Source organism: Embleya sp. NBC_00896 (assembly GCF_045207785.1).
Lineage (GTDB): Bacteria > Actinomycetota > Actinomycetes > Streptomycetales > Streptomycetaceae > Embleya.
The window spans coordinates 6339033-6355871 of the sequence record NZ_CP108776.1; the positions used below are offsets into that span (position 1 = coordinate 6339033).

The 16839-nt window shown below is 71.2% G+C and carries 14 protein-coding genes and 1 pseudogene; 2 read left to right on the forward strand and 13 right to left on the reverse strand.

Annotated features, from left to right (window positions below; translation table 11 throughout):
- Positions 1 to 20: 20 nt before the first annotated feature.
- From OG928_RS28680 to OG928_RS28725, 10 genes are all read right to left on the reverse strand, one after another.
- Positions 21 to 1202: an MFS transporter gene (locus OG928_RS28680; RefSeq protein ID WP_406288982.1), complete on the reverse strand. Its 1182-nt coding sequence runs from the start codon at positions 1200 to 1202 to the stop codon at positions 21 to 23.
- Positions 1199 to 1339: a hypothetical protein gene (locus OG928_RS28685; protein WP_406288984.1), complete on the reverse strand. Its 141-nt coding sequence runs from the start codon at positions 1337 to 1339 to the stop codon at positions 1199 to 1201. The genes OG928_RS28680 and OG928_RS28685 overlap by 4 nt, the downstream gene beginning before the upstream one ends.
- A 320-nt stretch (positions 1340 to 1659) precedes the next feature.
- Positions 1660 to 2700 carry an N-acetylglucosamine kinase gene (locus tag OG928_RS28690; RefSeq protein ID WP_406288988.1) on the reverse strand — a complete coding sequence of 347 codons (1041 nt, stop codon included), beginning with the start codon at positions 2698 to 2700 and terminating at the stop codon, positions 1660 to 1662.
- The gene (locus tag OG928_RS28695) at positions 2688 to 3974 is read right to left on the reverse strand and encodes a 6-phospho-beta-glucosidase (protein WP_406288992.1); all 1287 of its coding nucleotides are present in this window, start codon (positions 3972 to 3974) and stop codon (positions 2688 to 2690) included. The genes OG928_RS28690 and OG928_RS28695 overlap by 13 nt, the downstream gene beginning before the upstream one ends.
- Positions 3971 to 4879 carry a carbohydrate ABC transporter permease gene (locus tag OG928_RS28700; protein WP_406288995.1) on the reverse strand — a complete coding sequence of 303 codons (909 nt, stop codon included), beginning with the start codon at positions 4877 to 4879 and terminating at the stop codon, positions 3971 to 3973. The genes OG928_RS28695 and OG928_RS28700 overlap by 4 nt, the downstream gene beginning before the upstream one ends.
- A gap of 99 nt (positions 4880 to 4978) precedes the next feature.
- The gene (locus OG928_RS28705) at positions 4979 to 5944 is read right to left on the reverse strand and encodes a carbohydrate ABC transporter permease (protein WP_406288998.1); all 966 of its coding nucleotides are present in this window, start codon (positions 5942 to 5944) and stop codon (positions 4979 to 4981) included.
- 4 nt (positions 5945 to 5948) lie between these two features.
- Complete coding sequence (locus tag OG928_RS28710) at positions 5949 to 7232, reverse strand: ABC transporter substrate-binding protein (protein WP_406289000.1); 1284 nt, start codon at positions 7230 to 7232, stop codon at positions 5949 to 5951.
- A 442-nt stretch (positions 7233 to 7674) separates the two neighbouring features.
- Entirely contained in the window at positions 7675 to 8886 is a 1212-nt protein-coding gene (locus OG928_RS28715; protein ID WP_406289001.1) for an ROK family protein, read from the reverse strand.
- A 225-nt stretch (positions 8887 to 9111) separates the two neighbouring features.
- Positions 9112 to 10008 (reverse strand): hypothetical protein, encoded by an 897-nt coding sequence (locus OG928_RS28720; protein WP_406289003.1) that lies wholly within the window; start codon positions 10006 to 10008, stop codon positions 9112 to 9114.
- A gap of 203 nt (positions 10009 to 10211) precedes the next feature.
- Positions 10212 to 10724, reverse strand: coding sequence for a VanZ family protein (locus OG928_RS28725; RefSeq protein WP_406289005.1), 513 nt, complete (start codon positions 10722 to 10724; stop codon positions 10212 to 10214).
- Positions 10725 to 10881: 157 nt separating this feature from the next.
- Here OG928_RS28725 and OG928_RS28730 point away from each other — a divergent pair, with 157 nt between their 5' ends.
- Positions 10882 to 12318, forward strand: coding sequence for a sugar porter family MFS transporter (locus tag OG928_RS28730; protein WP_406289007.1), 1437 nt, complete (start codon positions 10882 to 10884; stop codon positions 12316 to 12318).
- Between the two features lie 60 nt (positions 12319 to 12378).
- Here OG928_RS28730 and OG928_RS28735 read toward each other — a convergent pair whose 3' ends face one another.
- Positions 12379 to 14040, reverse strand: coding sequence for an ABC transporter permease (locus tag OG928_RS28735; protein ID WP_406289010.1), 1662 nt, complete (start codon positions 14038 to 14040; stop codon positions 12379 to 12381).
- Positions 14037 to 14960 carry an ATP-binding cassette domain-containing protein gene (locus tag OG928_RS28740; protein WP_406289012.1) on the reverse strand — a complete coding sequence of 308 codons (924 nt, stop codon included), beginning with the start codon at positions 14958 to 14960 and terminating at the stop codon, positions 14037 to 14039. Before OG928_RS28740 ends, OG928_RS28735 begins: the two co-directional genes overlap by 4 nt.
- Positions 14961 to 15102: 142 nt before the next feature.
- Between OG928_RS28740 and OG928_RS28745 the strand changes: the two genes are divergently transcribed.
- Positions 15103 to 15591, forward strand: a complete 489-nt coding sequence (locus tag OG928_RS28745; protein ID WP_406291277.1) for a GbsR/MarR family transcriptional regulator — start codon at positions 15103 to 15105, stop codon at positions 15589 to 15591.
- 222 nt (positions 15592 to 15813) lie between these two features.
- On the opposite strand, the pseudogene OG928_RS28750 reads toward OG928_RS28745, so the two are convergent.
- A pseudogene (locus OG928_RS28750) lies at positions 15814 to 16743 on the reverse strand (M28 family peptidase); the annotation flags it as partial.
- Positions 16744 to 16839 lie beyond the last annotated feature (96 nt).

Genomic DNA, 16839 nt, shown 5'->3' on the forward strand with positions numbered 1-16839 from the left:
GTGCGAGGTGGTGGGTCGGGTCAACCGTGGGTTCGGGTGCTCCTGATCAGGATCGGGATCGACGCGACGAGCAGGATCGGCAGCAGCAGGAACGCGGCCCGGACCGGCATCAGGTCGGTGGCCAGGCCCAACAGGAACGGCGCGCCGCCCGCCGCGATCGTGGTCGCCACCGCGAGGCGGGACACCGCGAGGTCGGCCCGCCCGCCCGCCGCGCGGATCGCCGCCGCCGTCGCGAGCGGGAACTGCACCGACATGCCCAGGCCGGACACGAACAGCCCGAGGTAGGCGAGCCAGGGAACGGTGGCCGACCAGAACATCGTGAAGCCGACCAGGTTCAGCGCGACGGCCGAGATGTACAGCCGGTGCAGGGCCAGCCGCAGAGCGAGCCGCCCGCCGACCAGCCGGCCCAGGCAAAGGCCGGCGACCACGGCGGTCATCCCGGTGGCGGCGGCGCTCTCGGACATCCCGGTGCGATCGCGCAGCAGCGTGGACGCCCACAGCGACAGCGAGAACTCGACCGCCACCGAGCACACCGTGAGCAGCCAGGCCCACCAGTACGCGGCGGGCAGCGGGCCGCCGGGTGCGGCTGCCTCGGGCGTCACGGGCGCGGGCGCGAGAGCGGGCAGGTCCGGGATCCGGGTACGACCGAGGCCGAGCGCGAGCGCGCCGAACAGCAGCGGCACCGCGTACATCGCCCAGCGCCAGCCGGGCCCGGACGAGTCCATTACCCCGATCAGCAGCGGCGCGGCCATTCCGACCCCGGCCGCGAGCCCGTTCGCCTCGTTCAGCGCGCTCGGCCCGGCGGTCGTGCCGTGGTGGTCGGCGAGCGCCGTACCGGCCACGTTGACCACCAGGAACGCGCCGAAGCCGGATAGCAGGGCCGCGCTCAGGGACACCGCGGGCGTCTCGGCCGCGCAGTACGCCAGGACGCCGAGGCTGAGCAGCCCGCACCCCGCCCACAGCGTCGGCCCGCGGCCGAACCGGCGCATGGGGCGGTCGCCGAGCAAGGCGATCAGCACGCCGGCCGCGGCGTACGCGGTGCTGTGCAGCGCGGCCACGGCGTTGCCGACGCCCAGGTCGTCGCCGAGCAGCGTGACGGAGGGGCCGAAGCAGTACAGGAAGTAGCCGAACGCGGCCATGTGCAGGTAGAGCAGCCAGGTCGCGCGGTCGCGGACCAGGGCTGGGGCGGCGGTGTCGATCACGTGGGGTCGACCGCGCCGAGTCGGGGCCGGGCGTGGTCCTGTGGGTGGTTCTGGGCGTGGTCCTGGGCGCGGGATGCGAACGCGGGCGCGTGCGGTCCGGGCTCGGCCGTGGTCGGATCGCCGATGGTTCGTGTCATGGAGCGGGGTGCGGCTGCGCCCCATCCGAGGTTGCCCACTTGGTGTTCCTCTCGCATTGCGCGGGCCCTGATGCGGATGGTCCGCCCCGCGGGGATCGTATGCGATCGAGGTGAACGTGCGGTCTCGGCGTCCTCCTGATGCCGTTGTCCTCAAACGCCGGACGGGCTGGGTTTGGTGGCTGGGCGGCCTGGTGTCGGTGTCCTCAAGCGCCGGACGGGCTGGTGTCCTCAAACGCCGGACGGGCTGGGTTTGGTGGGCTGGGTGGGGTGCTGCGGTTGTCTTCGAACGCCGGACGGGCTGAGCGGCCCGGTGGGCGGGCTCAGGCTGGTTGGGGGGTTGGGGAATGGGGCCAGTGGGTGCGTAGGTGGTGTTCTGCGGTGGCGGTTGGGTCGGCGGGGGCTCGGCCGTTGGTGCGTAGGTGGTCCAGGCCCAGTAGGGCCGCGCCGACTATCGGGGGGTCCACCGCGACGCGGAAGATCGCCCTCGGGGCGGAGCGTAGGACGCGGTGTTCGACGGCTGCCATCAGGCGTGGTTCTCGGGCGGCGAGGACCCCGCCGCCCAGCACGACGTCGGCCTCCTCGTCCAGCAGGTCGAGTCGGCCGAGCGCCGTCACCGCCATCAGCGCGATCTCCTCCGCCTGGCGGTCGATCACCGCCGCGGCCACCGCGTCACCGGCGTCGGCGACCCGGAACAGCACCGGGACCAGTTCGTGCAGCCGTTCCTGTTCCAGCTCGCCCAGGTGGACGGCCTCCGCGACCGCGGTCGCCGTCGCGCGGCCGAAGTGGCCGCTCGTCGCCGCGGCGAGGCCGGTTGCGGGGCCGCGCCCGTCCTCCGCGCGGACCGACCACCACATCACCTCCTCCATCAGCCCGAGCCCGCCGCCCCAGTCCCCGGTGATCCGGCCCAGCGCCGGAAACCGCGCGGTCCGCCCGTCGGGCAACAGCCCCACGCAGTTGATCCCCGCGCCGCACACCACCGCGACCCCGCGCGGCGCGCTCGTGCCCGAACGCAGCACCGCGAACGTGTCGTTGCCCACCGTGACCGTGCGGCCCCACCCGCGCGTCTCGAACTCCTTGCGCAGACGCAGCTCCTCGACCGGCAGGTCGACGTTCGCGAGGTAGGCCGCCACATGCTGCACCGGCCCGGCCGCGGCCGCCTCGCGCAGGACCTGCTCGACCAGGGCCGCCATCACCTCGACCGCCGCGTGCTCCCCGAGCACGTACGGCGTGTAGCCCGCACCGCGCCCCCTGGCCCACACCCGACCGTCCGCCGTCACCACCGCGACGTCGGTCTTCGAGTTGCCCGCGTCGATCGCGAGCACGGCCGGGGAGCGCGGATCCGGCCCGGTCACCGCGCCCACGGCAGGTACTCCTTGCCCGCGGCGAGCAGCCGATCGGTGAGCGCCTCGGCGATGTCGTACTGCCCGACCAGCGGATGCGCGAGCAACGCGGTGAACACCCGGTCGCGCCCACCGCGCAGCGCGGCGTCGAGCGCGAGCTCCTCGTACGCCGCGACATGCGCGATCAGCCCGGCCTGCAACGGCCCCACCGGAGCGAGCGGCAGCGGGGTCGCCCCCCGCGCGTCGACCAGCGCCGGCACTTCGATCACCGCGTCGTCCGGCAGGAACGGCAGCGTGCCGCGGTTGCGCACGTCGGCGACCTGGACGCGGTCGCCGGCGGCCACGTCGCCACCCACGAGTGCCGCGACCAGGGCGACCGCCGCCTCCGAGTAGTAGGCCCCGCCGCGCCGCTCCAACAGCGCGGGTTTGGTGTCCAGGGCCGGATCCGCGTACAGCGCGAGCAGTTCGCGCTCGATCGCCGCCACCTCCTCGGCCCGGGACGCGGTGTGCCGCTGCCCGGACACGACCGCGTCGTGCGCGTAGAAATACCGCAAGTAGTAGGACGGCACGGTGCCCTGACCACGCATCAGGTCCACCGGAAGCTCGACGTCCGCCGCGATCTCCGGCCCGTGCTCGGCGAGCAGCAGCGGGAGCAGGTCCGGACCCGGCACGCCCTTGTCGTCCAGGACGTGCACGCCGCGCTCCCACGTGAGGTGGTTGAGCCCGACGTGATCGAGCCGTACCCGCTCCGGCGCCACCCCGAGCAACCCCGCGAACCGCCGCTGGAAGCCGATCGCCACGTTGCACAGCCCGACCGCGCGATGCCCCGCGTCGAGCAGCGCGCGGGTGACGATCCCCACCGGGTTGGTGAAGTCGACGATCCACGCGTCCGGCGCGACCCGGCGCACCCGTTCGGCCGCGTCCAGCACCACCGGCACCGTGCGCAGCGCCTTCGCGAGCCCGCCCGCGCCGGTGGTCTCCTGGCCCACACAGCCGCAGTCCAGCGGCCACGCCTCGTCCTGCGCGCGGGCCTCCTGACCGCCCACCCGGAGCTGGAACAGCACCGCGCCGGCGCCCTCGGCGCCCGCGTCCAGATCACTTGTGAGCGTGACCCGCGCGGGATGGCCGTGCCGGGCCAGAATCCTGCGCACCACGGCCCCGACCGGTTCGAGCCGTTCGGCCGACGGGTCGACGAGCACCAGCTCGTCGATCGGCAACGTCTGGCTCAACCGGCCCAAGCCGTCCGCCAGTTCGGGCGTGTACGTGGACCCACCACCCACCACTGCGAGCTTCAACCCTTTACTCCCGTCAAAGTCACGCCCTCGATGAACGCCTTCTGGGCGAAGAAGAACACGAGGATCACCGGCGCCATCACGAGCAGCGTGGCGGCCATCATGAGATTCCAATTGACCTGATGTGCGCCCTTGAACGACTCCAGGCCGTAGGACAGCGTCCACGCGCCCGGATTCTCGGACGCGTACACCTGTGGACCGAAGTAGTCGTTCCAGCAGTAGAAGAACTGGAACAGCGCGACCGCCGCGATCGCGGGCCGGATCATCGGCACCACGACCGTGACGAGGATGCGCAGTTCGCCGCACCCGTCCACGCGGGCCGCGTCGAGGTATTCGGTCGGCACCGTCAGCAGGAACTGCCGGAGCAGGAAGATCGTGAACGCGTCGCCGAACGCCATCGGGATGATCAGCGGCCACAATGTCCCGGTCAGGTTCATCTGCTTGGCCCAGAAGATGTACATCGGGATCACGAGCACCTGCGGCGGCAGCATCATCGACGAGATCACCAGCATCAGCGCCACGCCCCGGAAGCGGAACCGGAACTTGGCCAGCGCGTAGGCCACCGGCAGGCTGGAGACCACGGTGAACAGGGTGCCGAGCCCGGCGTACATCAGCGTGTTGCGCCACCAGGTGCCGAAGCCCGGGGTCTTCATCACCTTGCTGTAGTTGCCCCACTCCCACGAGGTGGGCCACAGGTCGCTGGTCAGTGCCTGCTTGTTGCCCATCACCGAGGTCAGGAACAGGAACACGAACGGCAGGACGAAGAACAGTACGGCGGTGACGGCGAGCGTGTGCACGCCGATCCAGGTCAGTACGCGCTTGCGCCGCTGTGGGCGCGGCGGCGTCCGGACGGGCGCGAGCGGCGGCGGCGCGATGCCGGCGGCCTCGGCCGTGACGGTCTGGGCCATGGAATCGATCCCTTCTGGGCACGGTGGATCGGCGAACTCGGGTCTCCGGTCCGGCGGTTCCGCGACCGGTGTGGGCGGGGGTGGTGCGTGGCCCGGTGCTCAGTCGTCGTCCAGCAGACCCGAGCGGCGGCGGAGCAGCAGGAAGGTGAACGTCATCGCGATCGCGAACAGGAGCAGCGAGATCACACACGCGGCACCCGTGTTGAAGGTGGAGAACCCTTCCTCGTAGACCAGTTGCGGCAGGGTGAGCGTGGTGCCCTGCGGGTAGCCCGGTTCGAAGGACTGGCCGGAGTTGCCGATGATGCCGCTCGCGACCTTCCCGGCCACCATCGCCTGTGTGTAGTACTGCATCGTCTGGATCACGCCGGTGACCACGGCGAACAGCACCACCGGCGTGATCGCCGGCCAGGTCACGTAGCGGAAGCGCTGCCACGGCCCGACGCCGTCCAACTCGGCCGCCTCGTACTGCTCGCGCGGCACGTCGAGGAGCGACGCGGTGAAGATCACCAACAGGTCGCCGATCCCCCACAGGGCGAGCAGGGTCAGGGCCGGCTTGGACCAGTCCGGGTCGTTGAACCAACCCGGTTGCGGCAGGCCGACGTTGCCGAGCAGGTGGTTGACCGGCCCGGTACCGGGGTTGAGCAGGAACGCGAAGCCGATCGTGGCGGCCACCGGCGGGGCCAGGTAGGGCAGGTAGGACAGCGTGCGGAAGAGCCCGCCGCCGCGCTTGAGCCGAATCGCCAGCATGCCCAGGCCGAGGCCGAAGACCACCCGCAGCGTCACCATCACGACGACCAGCCACAGCGTGTTGCGCAACGCCTGCCACAGCGGCGGGTAGTCGTTCAACACGTAGGTCCAGTTGCGCAGGCCCACCCACTCGGGCGGGTTGATCAGGTCGTAGCGGGTGAACGAGTAGTACACCGTCATGCAGAGCGGGTAGACGAAGAAGACCGAGAACCCGATCAGCCACGGGGACAGGAACGCGAGCGTGCGCAGGTTCCGCCGGCGGCGCTGCGCACGCAGCGCCGCCGGGACCTTCGCCGCCGCGGGGGCGGTCGTGGTCATCGGGTCACTTGACCTGGGCCACGTCGGTGTCGATCTGCTTGTCCAGATCGGCCAGACTCCTGGTCAGGTCACCGCCCTGGCCGGCCTCCCACTTGTAGGCGTACTCGGACAGGCTGACCTGGTACTTGCCGCCGTTGGGGCTGGCCGGCGTGGTGTTGCTGGCGGGGTGCTTGAAGGCGTCGATGAACGGCTTGAAGTGCTCGTCGTTGGCCAGCGGCGACGCGGCCAGCGCGGCGTTGGTGCTGGGCACGTTGTGGATCGCCTGCGAGAACGCGTTCAGCGCCTCGGTGTCGGTGGTGACGAACTTGACGAACTCCCAAGCTGCGGCCTGGTGGTGGCTGGACTTGGCGATACCGACGGTGGTTCCGGTGAGGTAGCTGCGGCCGTACTTGTCGACCTGGTCGTCCGGGACCGGGAACGGCGCGGTGCCGTACTTCAGGTTCGGCGCGTCCTGGGCGATCATCGCGGTGCGCCACTCGCCGTCCATGGTCATCGCGAGCTTGCCGCTCATGAACGGGTTCTCGGCGGAGAACTCCTCACCGAACGTGGTGCGGAACCTCTCCAGCTTGTCGAACCCGCCCTGGCTCTCCACGAATTGCTTCTGCCAGTTGAAGAACTGCGGGACGACCGGGTCCTTGGACAGGTTCGACTTGCCGTCGGGCGTCTGGTAGGTCGGACCGAACTGGGCCAGGGTGTGCGCGGCGGAGAACTCGTAGGAGTGGAAGGTCGGCAGGAAGCCGGCGACCTTGAATGTCCCGTCACCATTGAACTGGTTGAGCTTCTTGGCGGCCTCGGTCAGCTCGGTGAACGTCTTCGGCGGCGCGGTGATGCCCGCGGCGGCGAACATGTCCTTGTTGTAGTACAGCCCGTAGGAGTCGGCGAGCAGCGGCAGCGCGCACCGCTTGCCCTGGAACTGGGTGTAGTCCAGGACCGGTTTGGGGAAGGTCGCGGCCGGGTCGATGCCGGACTTGGCCAGCCAGGGCGTCAGATCGGTCCACGAGCCCGACGTGCAGAACTGGCCGACGTTGTCGGTGGTGAACGAGGAGACCACGTCCGGGCCCTTGCCGGAGCGGATGCCCTGGGTGATCTTGTCGTCGGTCACGTTGGAGACGATCTTGACCTTGATGTTGGGGTGCTTCACGTTGAACTTGGCGACCAGGTCGTCGACCGCCTTGGTCTCGCTCTCGGCGCTCCAACCGTGCCAGAAGGTGATGGTGACCTTCTTGTCGGGCGCCTCGTCGGCACCGGTCCCCGATCCGCCGTCGTCACCGGCGCATGCGGAGGCCATCAGGGCAAGCGTGGCGGCGCACGCGATGGTCGTGATGGAACGACGGAGCCGTGGGAGTCTGTGCACTGGGTCCTCCTCCGGAGATGGCGGCGGCGCCATAGTGCGGCGAAGCGCGCGGGGTTGGCTTCGTGCGGTGGTCCTCTGACGCCGGACGGGCGCTGGGTGGCCTGATGCCGTTGTCCTCAAGCGCCGGACGGGCTGGGGGTGCCGGGTTGGGTGGCCTGATGCCGGTGTCCTCAAACGCCGGACGGGCTGGTTTTGGTTGGTTGGGCGGGGTGCTGCGGTTGTCCTCAAGCGCCGGACGGGCTGGGGTGCTTGGGTTGGGCGGGGTGCTGCGGTTGTCCTCAAGCGCCGGACGGGCTGGGGTGCTTGGGTTGGGCGGGGTGCTGCGGTTGTCCTCAAGCGCCGGACGGGCTGGTTTTGGTGGGCTGGGGTTGGTGGGTCAGGTTGTGGTGAAGACGGTGTCGCGGGCTACGTCCAGGGCTGCGTGTACGGCGCCGGCGAGTACGGGGTTGGTGGGGACGTTGCCGAGGACGACCTGGGGGCGGGGGATGGCGAGGCGGTGCAGTTCGTTGACCACGCGGGAGCGCAATGCCTCGCCGCCGGCCATCGGGATGGCCCCCGACAGCACGACGAGTCCCGGATCGAGCACCGAGACGATCACCGCGAGGCCGACCGCGAGCCGGTTCGCCAGCTCGTCGAGGAAGGCCCCTCCGCCCGTCTCGGTGGCGCGGACGGCGCGCGCCACCGCCTGCGGGGCGGTCCGGCTGCCCACCCCGTACGCGCGGGCCAGTGACAACACCGCCGGCGCGCCCGCGAGTTGCTGGAAGCCGCCGGTGTTGCGGCGGCTGACGTCGTGCGGCAGCGGTGCGCCGGGCATCGGCATGTAGCCGACCTCGCCCGCGCCACCGGTGGAACCACGGTGCAACCGGCCGCCGAGCACGATCGCGCAGCCGATCCCCTCGTCGACCCACAGCAGCACGAAGTCGCCGCCGTCGCGCGCCGATCCGTCCCGCTGCTCGGCGAGCGCGGCGAGGTTTACGTCGTTCTCGACGTCGACGGTGAGGCCCAACTCCTCGCGGATCGTGTCGAGCACGCCGGGGGAGTGCCAGCCCGCGAGGTGCCGGCCGTAGCGGAACTGCTCGGTGGTCGGGTCGAACGCGCCGGGGATGCCGATCACGATGTGCGCGAGATCGGCGAGCTCGAGCCCGGTCGGCTTCGCGGCGGCGCGCACGGCCTCCCGGATCCGGCCCGGGGTGTCCGCCGCTTCCCGACGCGGGGTGGGCAGTTCGTGTTCGCCCACCACGCGCCCGGTCAGGTCCGCGATGGCCACCCGGATCCGGGCCGGCGTCACGTCCAGACCCGCGACGTGCCCCGCCGCCGGGTTGATCTCGTACAACTGTGCGCCGGGCCCGCGACCGCCCTCGGAGGTGCCGACCCCGACGACCAGGCCGGCCGCCTCGAGGCGGGAGAGCAACTGCGAGGCGGTCGGCTTCGACAATCCGGTCATCGTGCCGATCTGACCACGCGACAGCCGTCCGTGCCGCAGCAGGAGTTCGAGCGCGGCCCGGTCGTTGATGGCTCGCAAGAGGCTCGGCCGGCCTGCCTGCTCCCGCCCGGACGCTCCCGCGCCGCGCTCGGTGCTCCCGGCCATCGGCGGCCACCCTTTCAACGACTGTTAGGAAACCTTCCTAAGAGTTGTAGAGGAAATTAGGCCCGCTCTCTCGGCACTGTCAAGGGTGTCCGTCAAGGTCGTTCTCCCCTACCGGGAAAGGGAATCCACGCCTCACCCCGGGCGGCGCCGGCGAACCGCGGGACGAGGCCACCGCTCGGGAGCGGTGACCTCGTCGGATGGACGCCGGGAACGGACGGGCGGGGGTCAGGGCGCGATCGCGTCATTCGGCTCGCGTGCGGGCACTCCGGCGGGCGACTGCGAGGGGTCCGGCAGGTCCGGGAGGTCCGGCAGGTCGGACAGGTTCGACAGCTGGGACAGGCTCGGCATCTTCGACAGCTTCGACAGGCTCGACAGGTCCGACAGCTTGGACAGGTCCGACAGGTCCGACAGGCCCGACAGGCCCGACAGGTCGAGCGGCGTCGACGGGTCGTCGACGATGCCCAGGTTTCGGACCGGTAGGAACGTGCCGTAGCCGGCGAAGTACGGGTACGGGACCTTCCGGTAATGCATTCCGGAGCCGCTGAACTCGTAACCCCAGTAGGAGCTCTGCGACCCGTCCACCCACGTGTCGAACAGCACGATGTGCCCGTAGGCGCCCGGGGCCTCGTTGAGCAGCGCGTCGCCGGGCCGCAGCATGCCCTTGCCGATGCCGATCGTCACCCCGGACGGACCGAAGCTGGTGGTGTCGAGACCGGGCTTGGCGAGCTTCCAGGCCATCGACGCGAAGCCCGAGCAGTCCGTCCGGTAGCCCTGGTAGGTGGTGGTCCAGCTGTACTCGAGCCCGATACCGACCCAGCTGTCGGCCCGGGCGATCACGTCGGCCCGGGTCATCTTGGTGGCGGCGCTCGGGCCGGCCAGGGCCCGGCCCTGGATGCTCGATGCGCCCTGCCCCGGACTGCCGCGGTCCGCATCCGGCACGTCCGTCCCGGTCGGGCCGGCGGTCGCGGCGGGCGGAGTGGGCTGATTGGGCTGAGTGGGCGGGGTGGTCGCGGTCCCCGGAGTCGCCGACGCGGTGCCGCCGGCGACGACGAGCCCGGCGGACATCGCGAAGGTGAGCAGAACGCCGACGGCCGAGCCGCGGGCGGTGGTGATCCTGGACATGGAATACCTCTTCGAGAAAGGGATTCGGGGAAGGGGATTCGGGCAGACGCCATCGCCGCGTGTAGGCGCGGGGCGCGATACCGCAGGGCCCACCGATGGGGCTGTCGACCGGGTACCCCGCCGACCACCCAAAGCATGTCCGCCGGTCGAGCGGCAGGTACGACTCGCCCGGTGCACCAAGATCCGCCGGACAGGGCCTGGCGTCAGTCGGCGCCAGTGCGGGCCGGTTTCGCGGCGGGTCGGCGCAGGCCGGACAGCACGGCCGCGGCGAGGGCCCCTGCGGTGTTCAGGAGCACGTCGTCCACCGACGAAACCCGGCCGATCGCGAGGACCCACTGCGCGAGTTCGATCGCCGTCGACGACAGCGCGGCGACGCCGGCCACGCGCCACCGCCCGGCGCGGCCGGCGAAGCGCGCCGAGTACACCGGGAGCAGGCATCCCAGGGCAGCGAAGACCAGCAGGTTGCCGCCCACCTGGACGACCGCCGTCGTCGGATCGGCGCGCAGCACGGTCAGCAGGTCGCGCAGCGGCACCACGCTCACCGCACGCGAGTCGCCGACCGGTGTCAGGACCATCCACACCCACGGCGCGGTCCCCACCACCAGGCCCGCCACCACCCCCGCCCGCGGACGCAATACCGCGAGCACCGCGACGATCGGCAGCGCGATCGCGCCCCCGACCAGGACCGTCCCCCACTGCGACCAGATCCCACCCATTCGGCGGACTGTACCGCCACCACGGCGTTGTGGGGGGGACGCGCGGGGCAGCGCCGAACGGGTGTATTCGGATGATTAGCCCCGCAAACTCCGGCAACAGTCAAGACCCGGGCACCGCAGCACGTGGGACCGGCGCGACAGAACAGCGGGAGGCGGCGTGGCCAACACGGGACCGGGACCGGCGACGGGGGGTCGGAGCGGGGGCGCCTACTCGGACAACCTTGCCCACGTCATCTTCATCACGGCCGCGGCCGCCATGGGCGGATTCCTCTTCGGCTACGACAGTTCGGTCATCAACGGCGCCGTCGAGGGCATCCGCGGCAAGTTCGACCCCGGGTCCAGCCTGCTCGCGCAGGTGGTCGCCGCCGCGCTGATCGGCTGTGCGTTCGGGGCCGCGCTCGCGGGGCGGATCGCCGACCGGATCGGCCGGATCCGGGTGATGCAGATCGCCGCGGTGCTGTTCGCGGTGAGCGCGGTCGGGTCCGCGCTGCCGTTCGCGCTGTGGGACCTGGCCATGTGGCGCGTGCTCGGCGGCACGGCCATCGGGATGGCGTCCGTGATCGGCCCGGCGTACATCGCCGAGGTCGCCCCGCCCGCCTATCGCGGCCGGCTCGGCTCGTTCCAGCAGGCCGCCATCGTGACCGGCATCGCGGTCTCGCAGCTGGTCAACTGGGGCATCCTCAACCTCGCCGACGGCGACCAGCGCGGCGAGCTGCTCTTCGGCCTCGAAGCGTGGCAGTGGATGCTCGGGGTGATGGTGGTGCCGGCCATCCTGTACGGGCTGTTCTCGTTCACGATCCCCGAGTCGCCGCGCTTCCTGCTCTCGGTCGGTCGGGTGGATCAGGCCAGGAAGGTGCTCGCCGAGGTGGAGAGCAACGACGTCGACCTCGACGCGCGCGTCGCCGAGATCGAGGAGGCGATGCACCGCGAGCACAAGTCCACGTTCAAGGACCTGCTCGGTCCCGGCTTCGGCTTCCTGCCGATCGTGTGGATCGGCATCGGGCTCTCGGTGTTCCAGCAGCTCGTCGGCATCAACGTGATCTTCTACTACTCGGCGTCGCTGTGGCAGTCGGTGGGCATCGACCCGAACAGCTCGTTCCTGTACTCGTTCACGACGTCGATCATCAACATCATCGGCACCGTCATCGCGATGTCCCTCGTCGACCGGGTCGGCCGCAGGCCACTCGCGCTGGTCGGCTCGGCCGGCATGGCGATCTCGCTCGGCACCGTCGCGTGGGCGTTCTCGGCCCGGAGCGGTGAGGGCAAGAACATCACGCTCCCCGACACCCAGGGCACCGTCGCACTGATCGCGGCCCACTCGTTCGTGTTGTTCTTCGCGCTGTCGTGGGGCGTGGTGGTGTGGGTCCTCCTCGGCGAGATGTTCCCGAACAAGATCCGCGCGGCGGCCCTCGGCGTGGCCGCGTCGGCGCAGTGGATCGCCAACTGGGTGATCACCGTGTCGTTCCCGACCCTGTCGGACTGGAACCTGTCGGCCACGTACGTGATCTACACGTGCTTCGCACTCCTGTCCATCCCGTTCGTGCTGATCTTCGTCAAGGAGACCAAGGGCAAGACACTGGAGCAAATGGGCTGAGGCGGGCCTGTCCGGCGCCGGTGCCGTGGCCGCGGGCCTGCCTCCCCCCCCCACCACGCGTCAGCCCATGTCCCGCCGGCGCAGCGACGCGAGGCCGATCGTCGGCAGTGCGAGCGCGATCGCGAGCAGCCACGCGTACGGGGCCGCGGTGACGTCCGCGCCCGGGAGCTTCGGCAGGTGGCCGAACGGCGACACGTCCAGGGCGGCTTGCGGCAGTTCCAGCGCCGGACCCAGCCAGCCGAGCGCGATCACCAGGCCGACCAGGCCCCACACCGCGACGGTGAGCCGGGGGAGCGCGCCGAAGATCAGCACCGCCACCCCGGTCAGGACCCACACGGCCGGCGCCTGGGCGAGTGCGGCGAGCACGAGTCGAGGCACCTGGCCGCCGACGTCGTCGGCCGCGATGCCGTACGAAAGGCCCATGGTGAGGCCGCCGGCGGCGAGTACGACGGCGCTGCCGAGGTAGGCGATCACCAGGTGCCCGCCCGCCCAGCGCAGCCGGCCGACCGCGTTGGCCAGGAGCGGCTCGGCGCGTTCCTCCGTCTCCTCGGCGCGCAGCCGCAGCACCGCGCCGGTCGCGAACAGCACGCAGACCAGGCCGAGCATGCCGACCAGGGTGGACAGGAACGCGTCGGTGAGCCCCTGGTGGCCGCCCATCCGCTCGAAGATGTCCCGGGTTCTGGCGTTCTCGCCGACGATGTCGTCGGCCCCGTCGGCGATGCCGCCGAAGACGGCGCCGGCGAACGCGAACCCGACCGTCCAGGCCAGCAGCGTGCCGCGCTGGAGGCGCCAGGCGAGTCCGTACGCGCCGCCGAGCGACGCGGGTGCCTCGGCGGGACCGGGGCGCGGCCGGATGAAGCCCGCGCCGAGGTCCCGCCGCCCCGCGAGTGTGTAGGCCGCCGCGACGCACACCGCGGCGAACCCGGCCGGGAGGCCGAGCACCCACCACCGGTCGCCCGCGAACGGCCGGACGCTCTCGGCCCAGCCCAGCGGCGACAGCCAGACCAGGAGGTGGCTGCCGTGGGCGGCGGCGTCCTCGGCCGCGTCGCCGGCGGCGCGCAGGACGAAGGCCACGCCCAGGACGGCGATGGCGATGCCCTTCGCGAGTCGGGCGTTCTCGGTCAGTTGCGCGGCGACCGCGGCGATCCCCGCGAACGCCATCCCGGACAGCGCCACCGCCGCGCCGAACACGAGCGAGCCGGTGGCGGGGCGGCCCGCCCCGATCAGGACGGCCGGATACAGCGCGAGCACGAGCGCGTTGGCCAGGCCGGCGGTCGCCAGCGCGGCGGTGAGCGGGGCGCGCCGGCCCACCATGGCGGCGGACAGCGCCTCCTGACGGCCCGTCTCCTCCTCCTCGCGGGTGTGCCGGATGACGATGATCACGCTCATGATCCCGGCGAGCAGCGCGCTGTACGCGCCGATCCGCCACACGGTGAGGCCGCCGTACGAGTCGGCGAAGACGGCCCCGTACAGGGCCCGGAGCGAGCCGTTGCCGTTCATGTCGCGGGCCAGGTCGGCGCGTTCGGCCGCCGTCGTGTAGACGTCTTCGAGCGAGCGATTGACGGAGGCCATCATCAAGACCAGGACCGTCACCCACACGGGAAGAAGGACGCGGTCGCGACGCAGCGCGAGGCGGATCAGGGTGCCGGTGCCGGTCAGGTGGTGGGCGGCCGAGGCGCGCGGAGGCGCGATGCGGCCGGGTGCGTCCAGCAGGGCGGTCATCGCGACACCGCCTCGCGGGCGTCGGTGTCGGCGGCGGCGTCGTCGCGGTAGTGCCGCAGGAACAGCTCCTCGAGGGTGGGCGGGCTGCTCGCGAGGCCGCGCACTCCGCACGCGGCGAGCCGGCGCAGGACCGCGTCGAGGTGGTCGTTGTCGACCTGGAGGGCGACCTGGTCGCCGCGCACGTCGAGGTCGTGGACGCCGGGGAGTTCGGCCAGGCCGGTGGGGTGTCCGACGAGGCGGGCGCGCACGGCGGTCCGGCTCAGGTGGCGCAGCTCCTCCAGCGAGCCCGACTCGACGGTGCGGCCCCGGCGGATGATGCTCACCCGATCGCACAGCGCCTCGACCTCGGCGAGGATGTGGCTGGAGAGCAGCACGGTACGGCCGCGCTCGCGCTCCTCGCGCACGCAGGCCCGGAAGACGTCCTCCATCAACGGGTCGAGCCCGGATGTCGGCTCGTCGAGGATCAGCACGTCCACGTCGGACGCGAACGCGGCGACCAGCGCGACCTTCTGCCGGTTGCCCTTGGAGTACGCGCGGCCCTTCTTGGTCGGATCGAGCTCGAACCGCTCCAGGAGTTCGGCGCGGCGGGTCGGGTCGAGGCCGCCGCGCAGCCGGCCGTACAGGTCGATGACCTCGCCGCCGCTGAGGTTGCGCCACAGGGTGACGTCGCCGGGCACGTAGGCGATCCGCCGGTGCAGTTCGACGGCGTCGCGCCACGGGTCCCGGTCGAGCAGGACGACGTCGCCGCGGTCGGCGCGGATCAAGCCGAGCAGGACTCGGATGGTCGTGGACTTGCCCGCGCCGTTGGGGCCGAGGAAGCCGTGTACCTCGCCGGTCGCGACGGTCAGGTCGAGCCCGTCGAGGGCATGGGTGGACCCGAAGGACTTGTGCAGACCGGAGATGCTGATCGCCGTTTTCATGTTTCTGAAGTTACGCTTATTTCAGGAACTTGTGAAGTTAGGGAATCCCAAGAATCATGACCGGAGGCGAGACCTGCGCAAACGCGCCCAACGGCGACCGGAAGCCGGTCCGGATGGAGATGATGAACCCGTGACCCGAAAGATGGACCGGCCGGACGAGCATGAGGCGACGGCCCGCGACGACGAGGCGGTCTCACGCTTCATCGAGCGCTTCGCCGGCGAACTGACCGACGCCGGCATGCAGCGGATGGGCGCCCGGGTGTTCGTCGCGTTGCTCGCGTCCGACTCCGGCACCCTGACGTCCGTCGAACTGGCCGAGCGACTGCGGATCAGCCCGGCGGCCGTCTCGGCGGCGATCGGCTACCTGAGCCAGATGCACATGGTCAACCGCGAGCGCGAACCTGGATCGCGGCGGGATCGATACCGCCTGCACAACGAACTCTGGTACGAGACCTACGGCGAACGCGACAAGTTCCTGTCCCGCTTCGAGACCACGCTGCGCGAAGGCGCTCGCGCGCTGGGCCCGGGCACACGGGCGGCGGTCCGAGTCGAGGAATCGGCGGAGTTCTTCGCCTTCCTCCAACACGAACTCATCGCCGTAATGGAACGCTGGCGAACCCGGAACGACTAGCGCGGAGCGCCGGGGCGCCGCCAATCCCGGCCTGCGACCGGTCGTCCTCGAACGCCGGACGGGCTGTTCATAGCCCGTCCGGCGTTCGAGGACAGGCTTTTCAAGCCCGTCCGGCGTTTGAGGACAAGCGGGCCGCAGGCCGGCCGCGCCGCCCCGGCCTCAACGCGGGGACGACTCCACCGGAACTGCTCTTCACCGTCACCCAGTCCGTCAGGTACGTACATTGCGGGAGCCGACCATGTCGAAGTTGTAGTAGCCCTTGATGGCGGAGCGTTGGGCGGAGCCGAGTTGGTTCACGTAGTAGGCGGAGCCCTGGAGGCCCTGTTCCTCGCCGGCCCACCAGCCGAAGCGTACGTGCTTGGTGAGGGTGGGGTTGGCCTGCGCGAGCGCGAGCGCGTTCTCCAGGAGGGTGGCGGAGCCGGAGCCGTTGTCGTTGATGCCCGGTCCGGCGCTGACGCCGTCGAGGTGGGCGCCGAACATGACGATCTGGTCGGCGGGGCCGCCGGATTGTGTGGTGTCGATCGTCAGCGGACTCGGGCCGTTCCACTGGCTGTTCGCGCTGCCGGCGCGGACGTCGTCGTACTTGTCGAGGACCTTGCCGGTGGTCGCGTCGACGAAGACGTGGAGTCGGCTGGGCGCGGTCGCGGTACGACCCGCCACCACCGTTTCCCAGGCCAGGTTGCTGCGGCCGTCCTTGACCCGGACCACCAGGCGGTGCGACTCGACCTTGTCCACGGTGGGCAGTTGGGCCCGGGACGCGGTCTCGGCGGCGCCGGCGTCGATGGTCGCCTGGGTGGGCACGGATATTCGGGCGTCGGTGGCGGACTGGGCGGCATGTACCCGGCCCTTGCCGTCGGCCATCACCACGGCGTCCCCGCCGACGACCGGGAGGCCGCGGTAGGTGCGCTGGTAGGCGACCGAGTACAGGTCGTCGACCCACGGGGTCACGGCCAGACGTTCGTACTGCTCGTCGGGGCCCTTGGCGAGGGCGTCCAGGCCGCTCGCGGCCGCCCGGTCGGCGGCGGACACGGCAAGTGCCTGCGGATTGGCGGGGGGAGGGGACGGGTCGGCGGCGGATTGTCCGGCCGCGCCGACCACCAAACCGGCGAGCATGGCCAGGACGGTCCCGGCCGTGGTCGTTCTGCGATTCATCGAGGCTCCTTGGGTGGAAGGCAGACCTCGACCACGTCACCGGCTCGTCCCGTGTGCGCCTCGTGAGCGCCGCGGACGACCGCAGCCGCCGGGTTC

Coding starts and splice junctions, on each gene's coding strand:
- OG928_RS28685 (WP_406288984.1), bottom strand. CDS start 1,339: ATGACACGAACCATCGGCGATCCGACCACGGCCGAGCCCGGACCGCAC.
- OG928_RS28700 (WP_406288995.1), bottom strand. CDS start 4,879: ATGGCCCAGACCGTCACGGCCGAGGCCGCCGGCATCGCGCCGCCGCCG.
- OG928_RS28705 (WP_406288998.1), bottom strand. CDS start 5,944: ATGACCACGACCGCCCCCGCGGCGGCGAAGGTCCCGGCGGCGCTGCGT.
- OG928_RS28710 (WP_406289000.1), bottom strand. CDS start 7,232: ATGGCCTCCGCATGCGCCGGTGACGACGGCGGATCGGGGACCGGTGCC.
- OG928_RS28715 (WP_406289001.1), bottom strand. CDS start 8,886: ATGGCCGGGAGCACCGAGCGCGGCGCGGGAGCGTCCGGGCGGGAGCAG.
- OG928_RS28720 (WP_406289003.1), bottom strand. CDS start 10,008: ATGTCCAGGATCACCACCGCCCGCGGCTCGGCCGTCGGCGTTCTGCTC.
- OG928_RS28725 (WP_406289005.1), bottom strand. CDS start 10,724: ATGGGTGGGATCTGGTCGCAGTGGGGGACGGTCCTGGTCGGGGGCGCG.
- OG928_RS28735 (WP_406289010.1), bottom strand. CDS start 14,040: ATGACCGCCCTGCTGGACGCACCCGGCCGCATCGCGCCTCCGCGCGCC.
- OG928_RS28740 (WP_406289012.1), bottom strand. CDS start 14,960: ATGAAAACGGCGATCAGCATCTCCGGTCTGCACAAGTCCTTCGGGTCC.
- OG928_RS28745 (WP_406291277.1), top strand. CDS start 15,103: ATGGACCGGCCGGACGAGCATGAGGCGACGGCCCGCGACGACGAGGCG.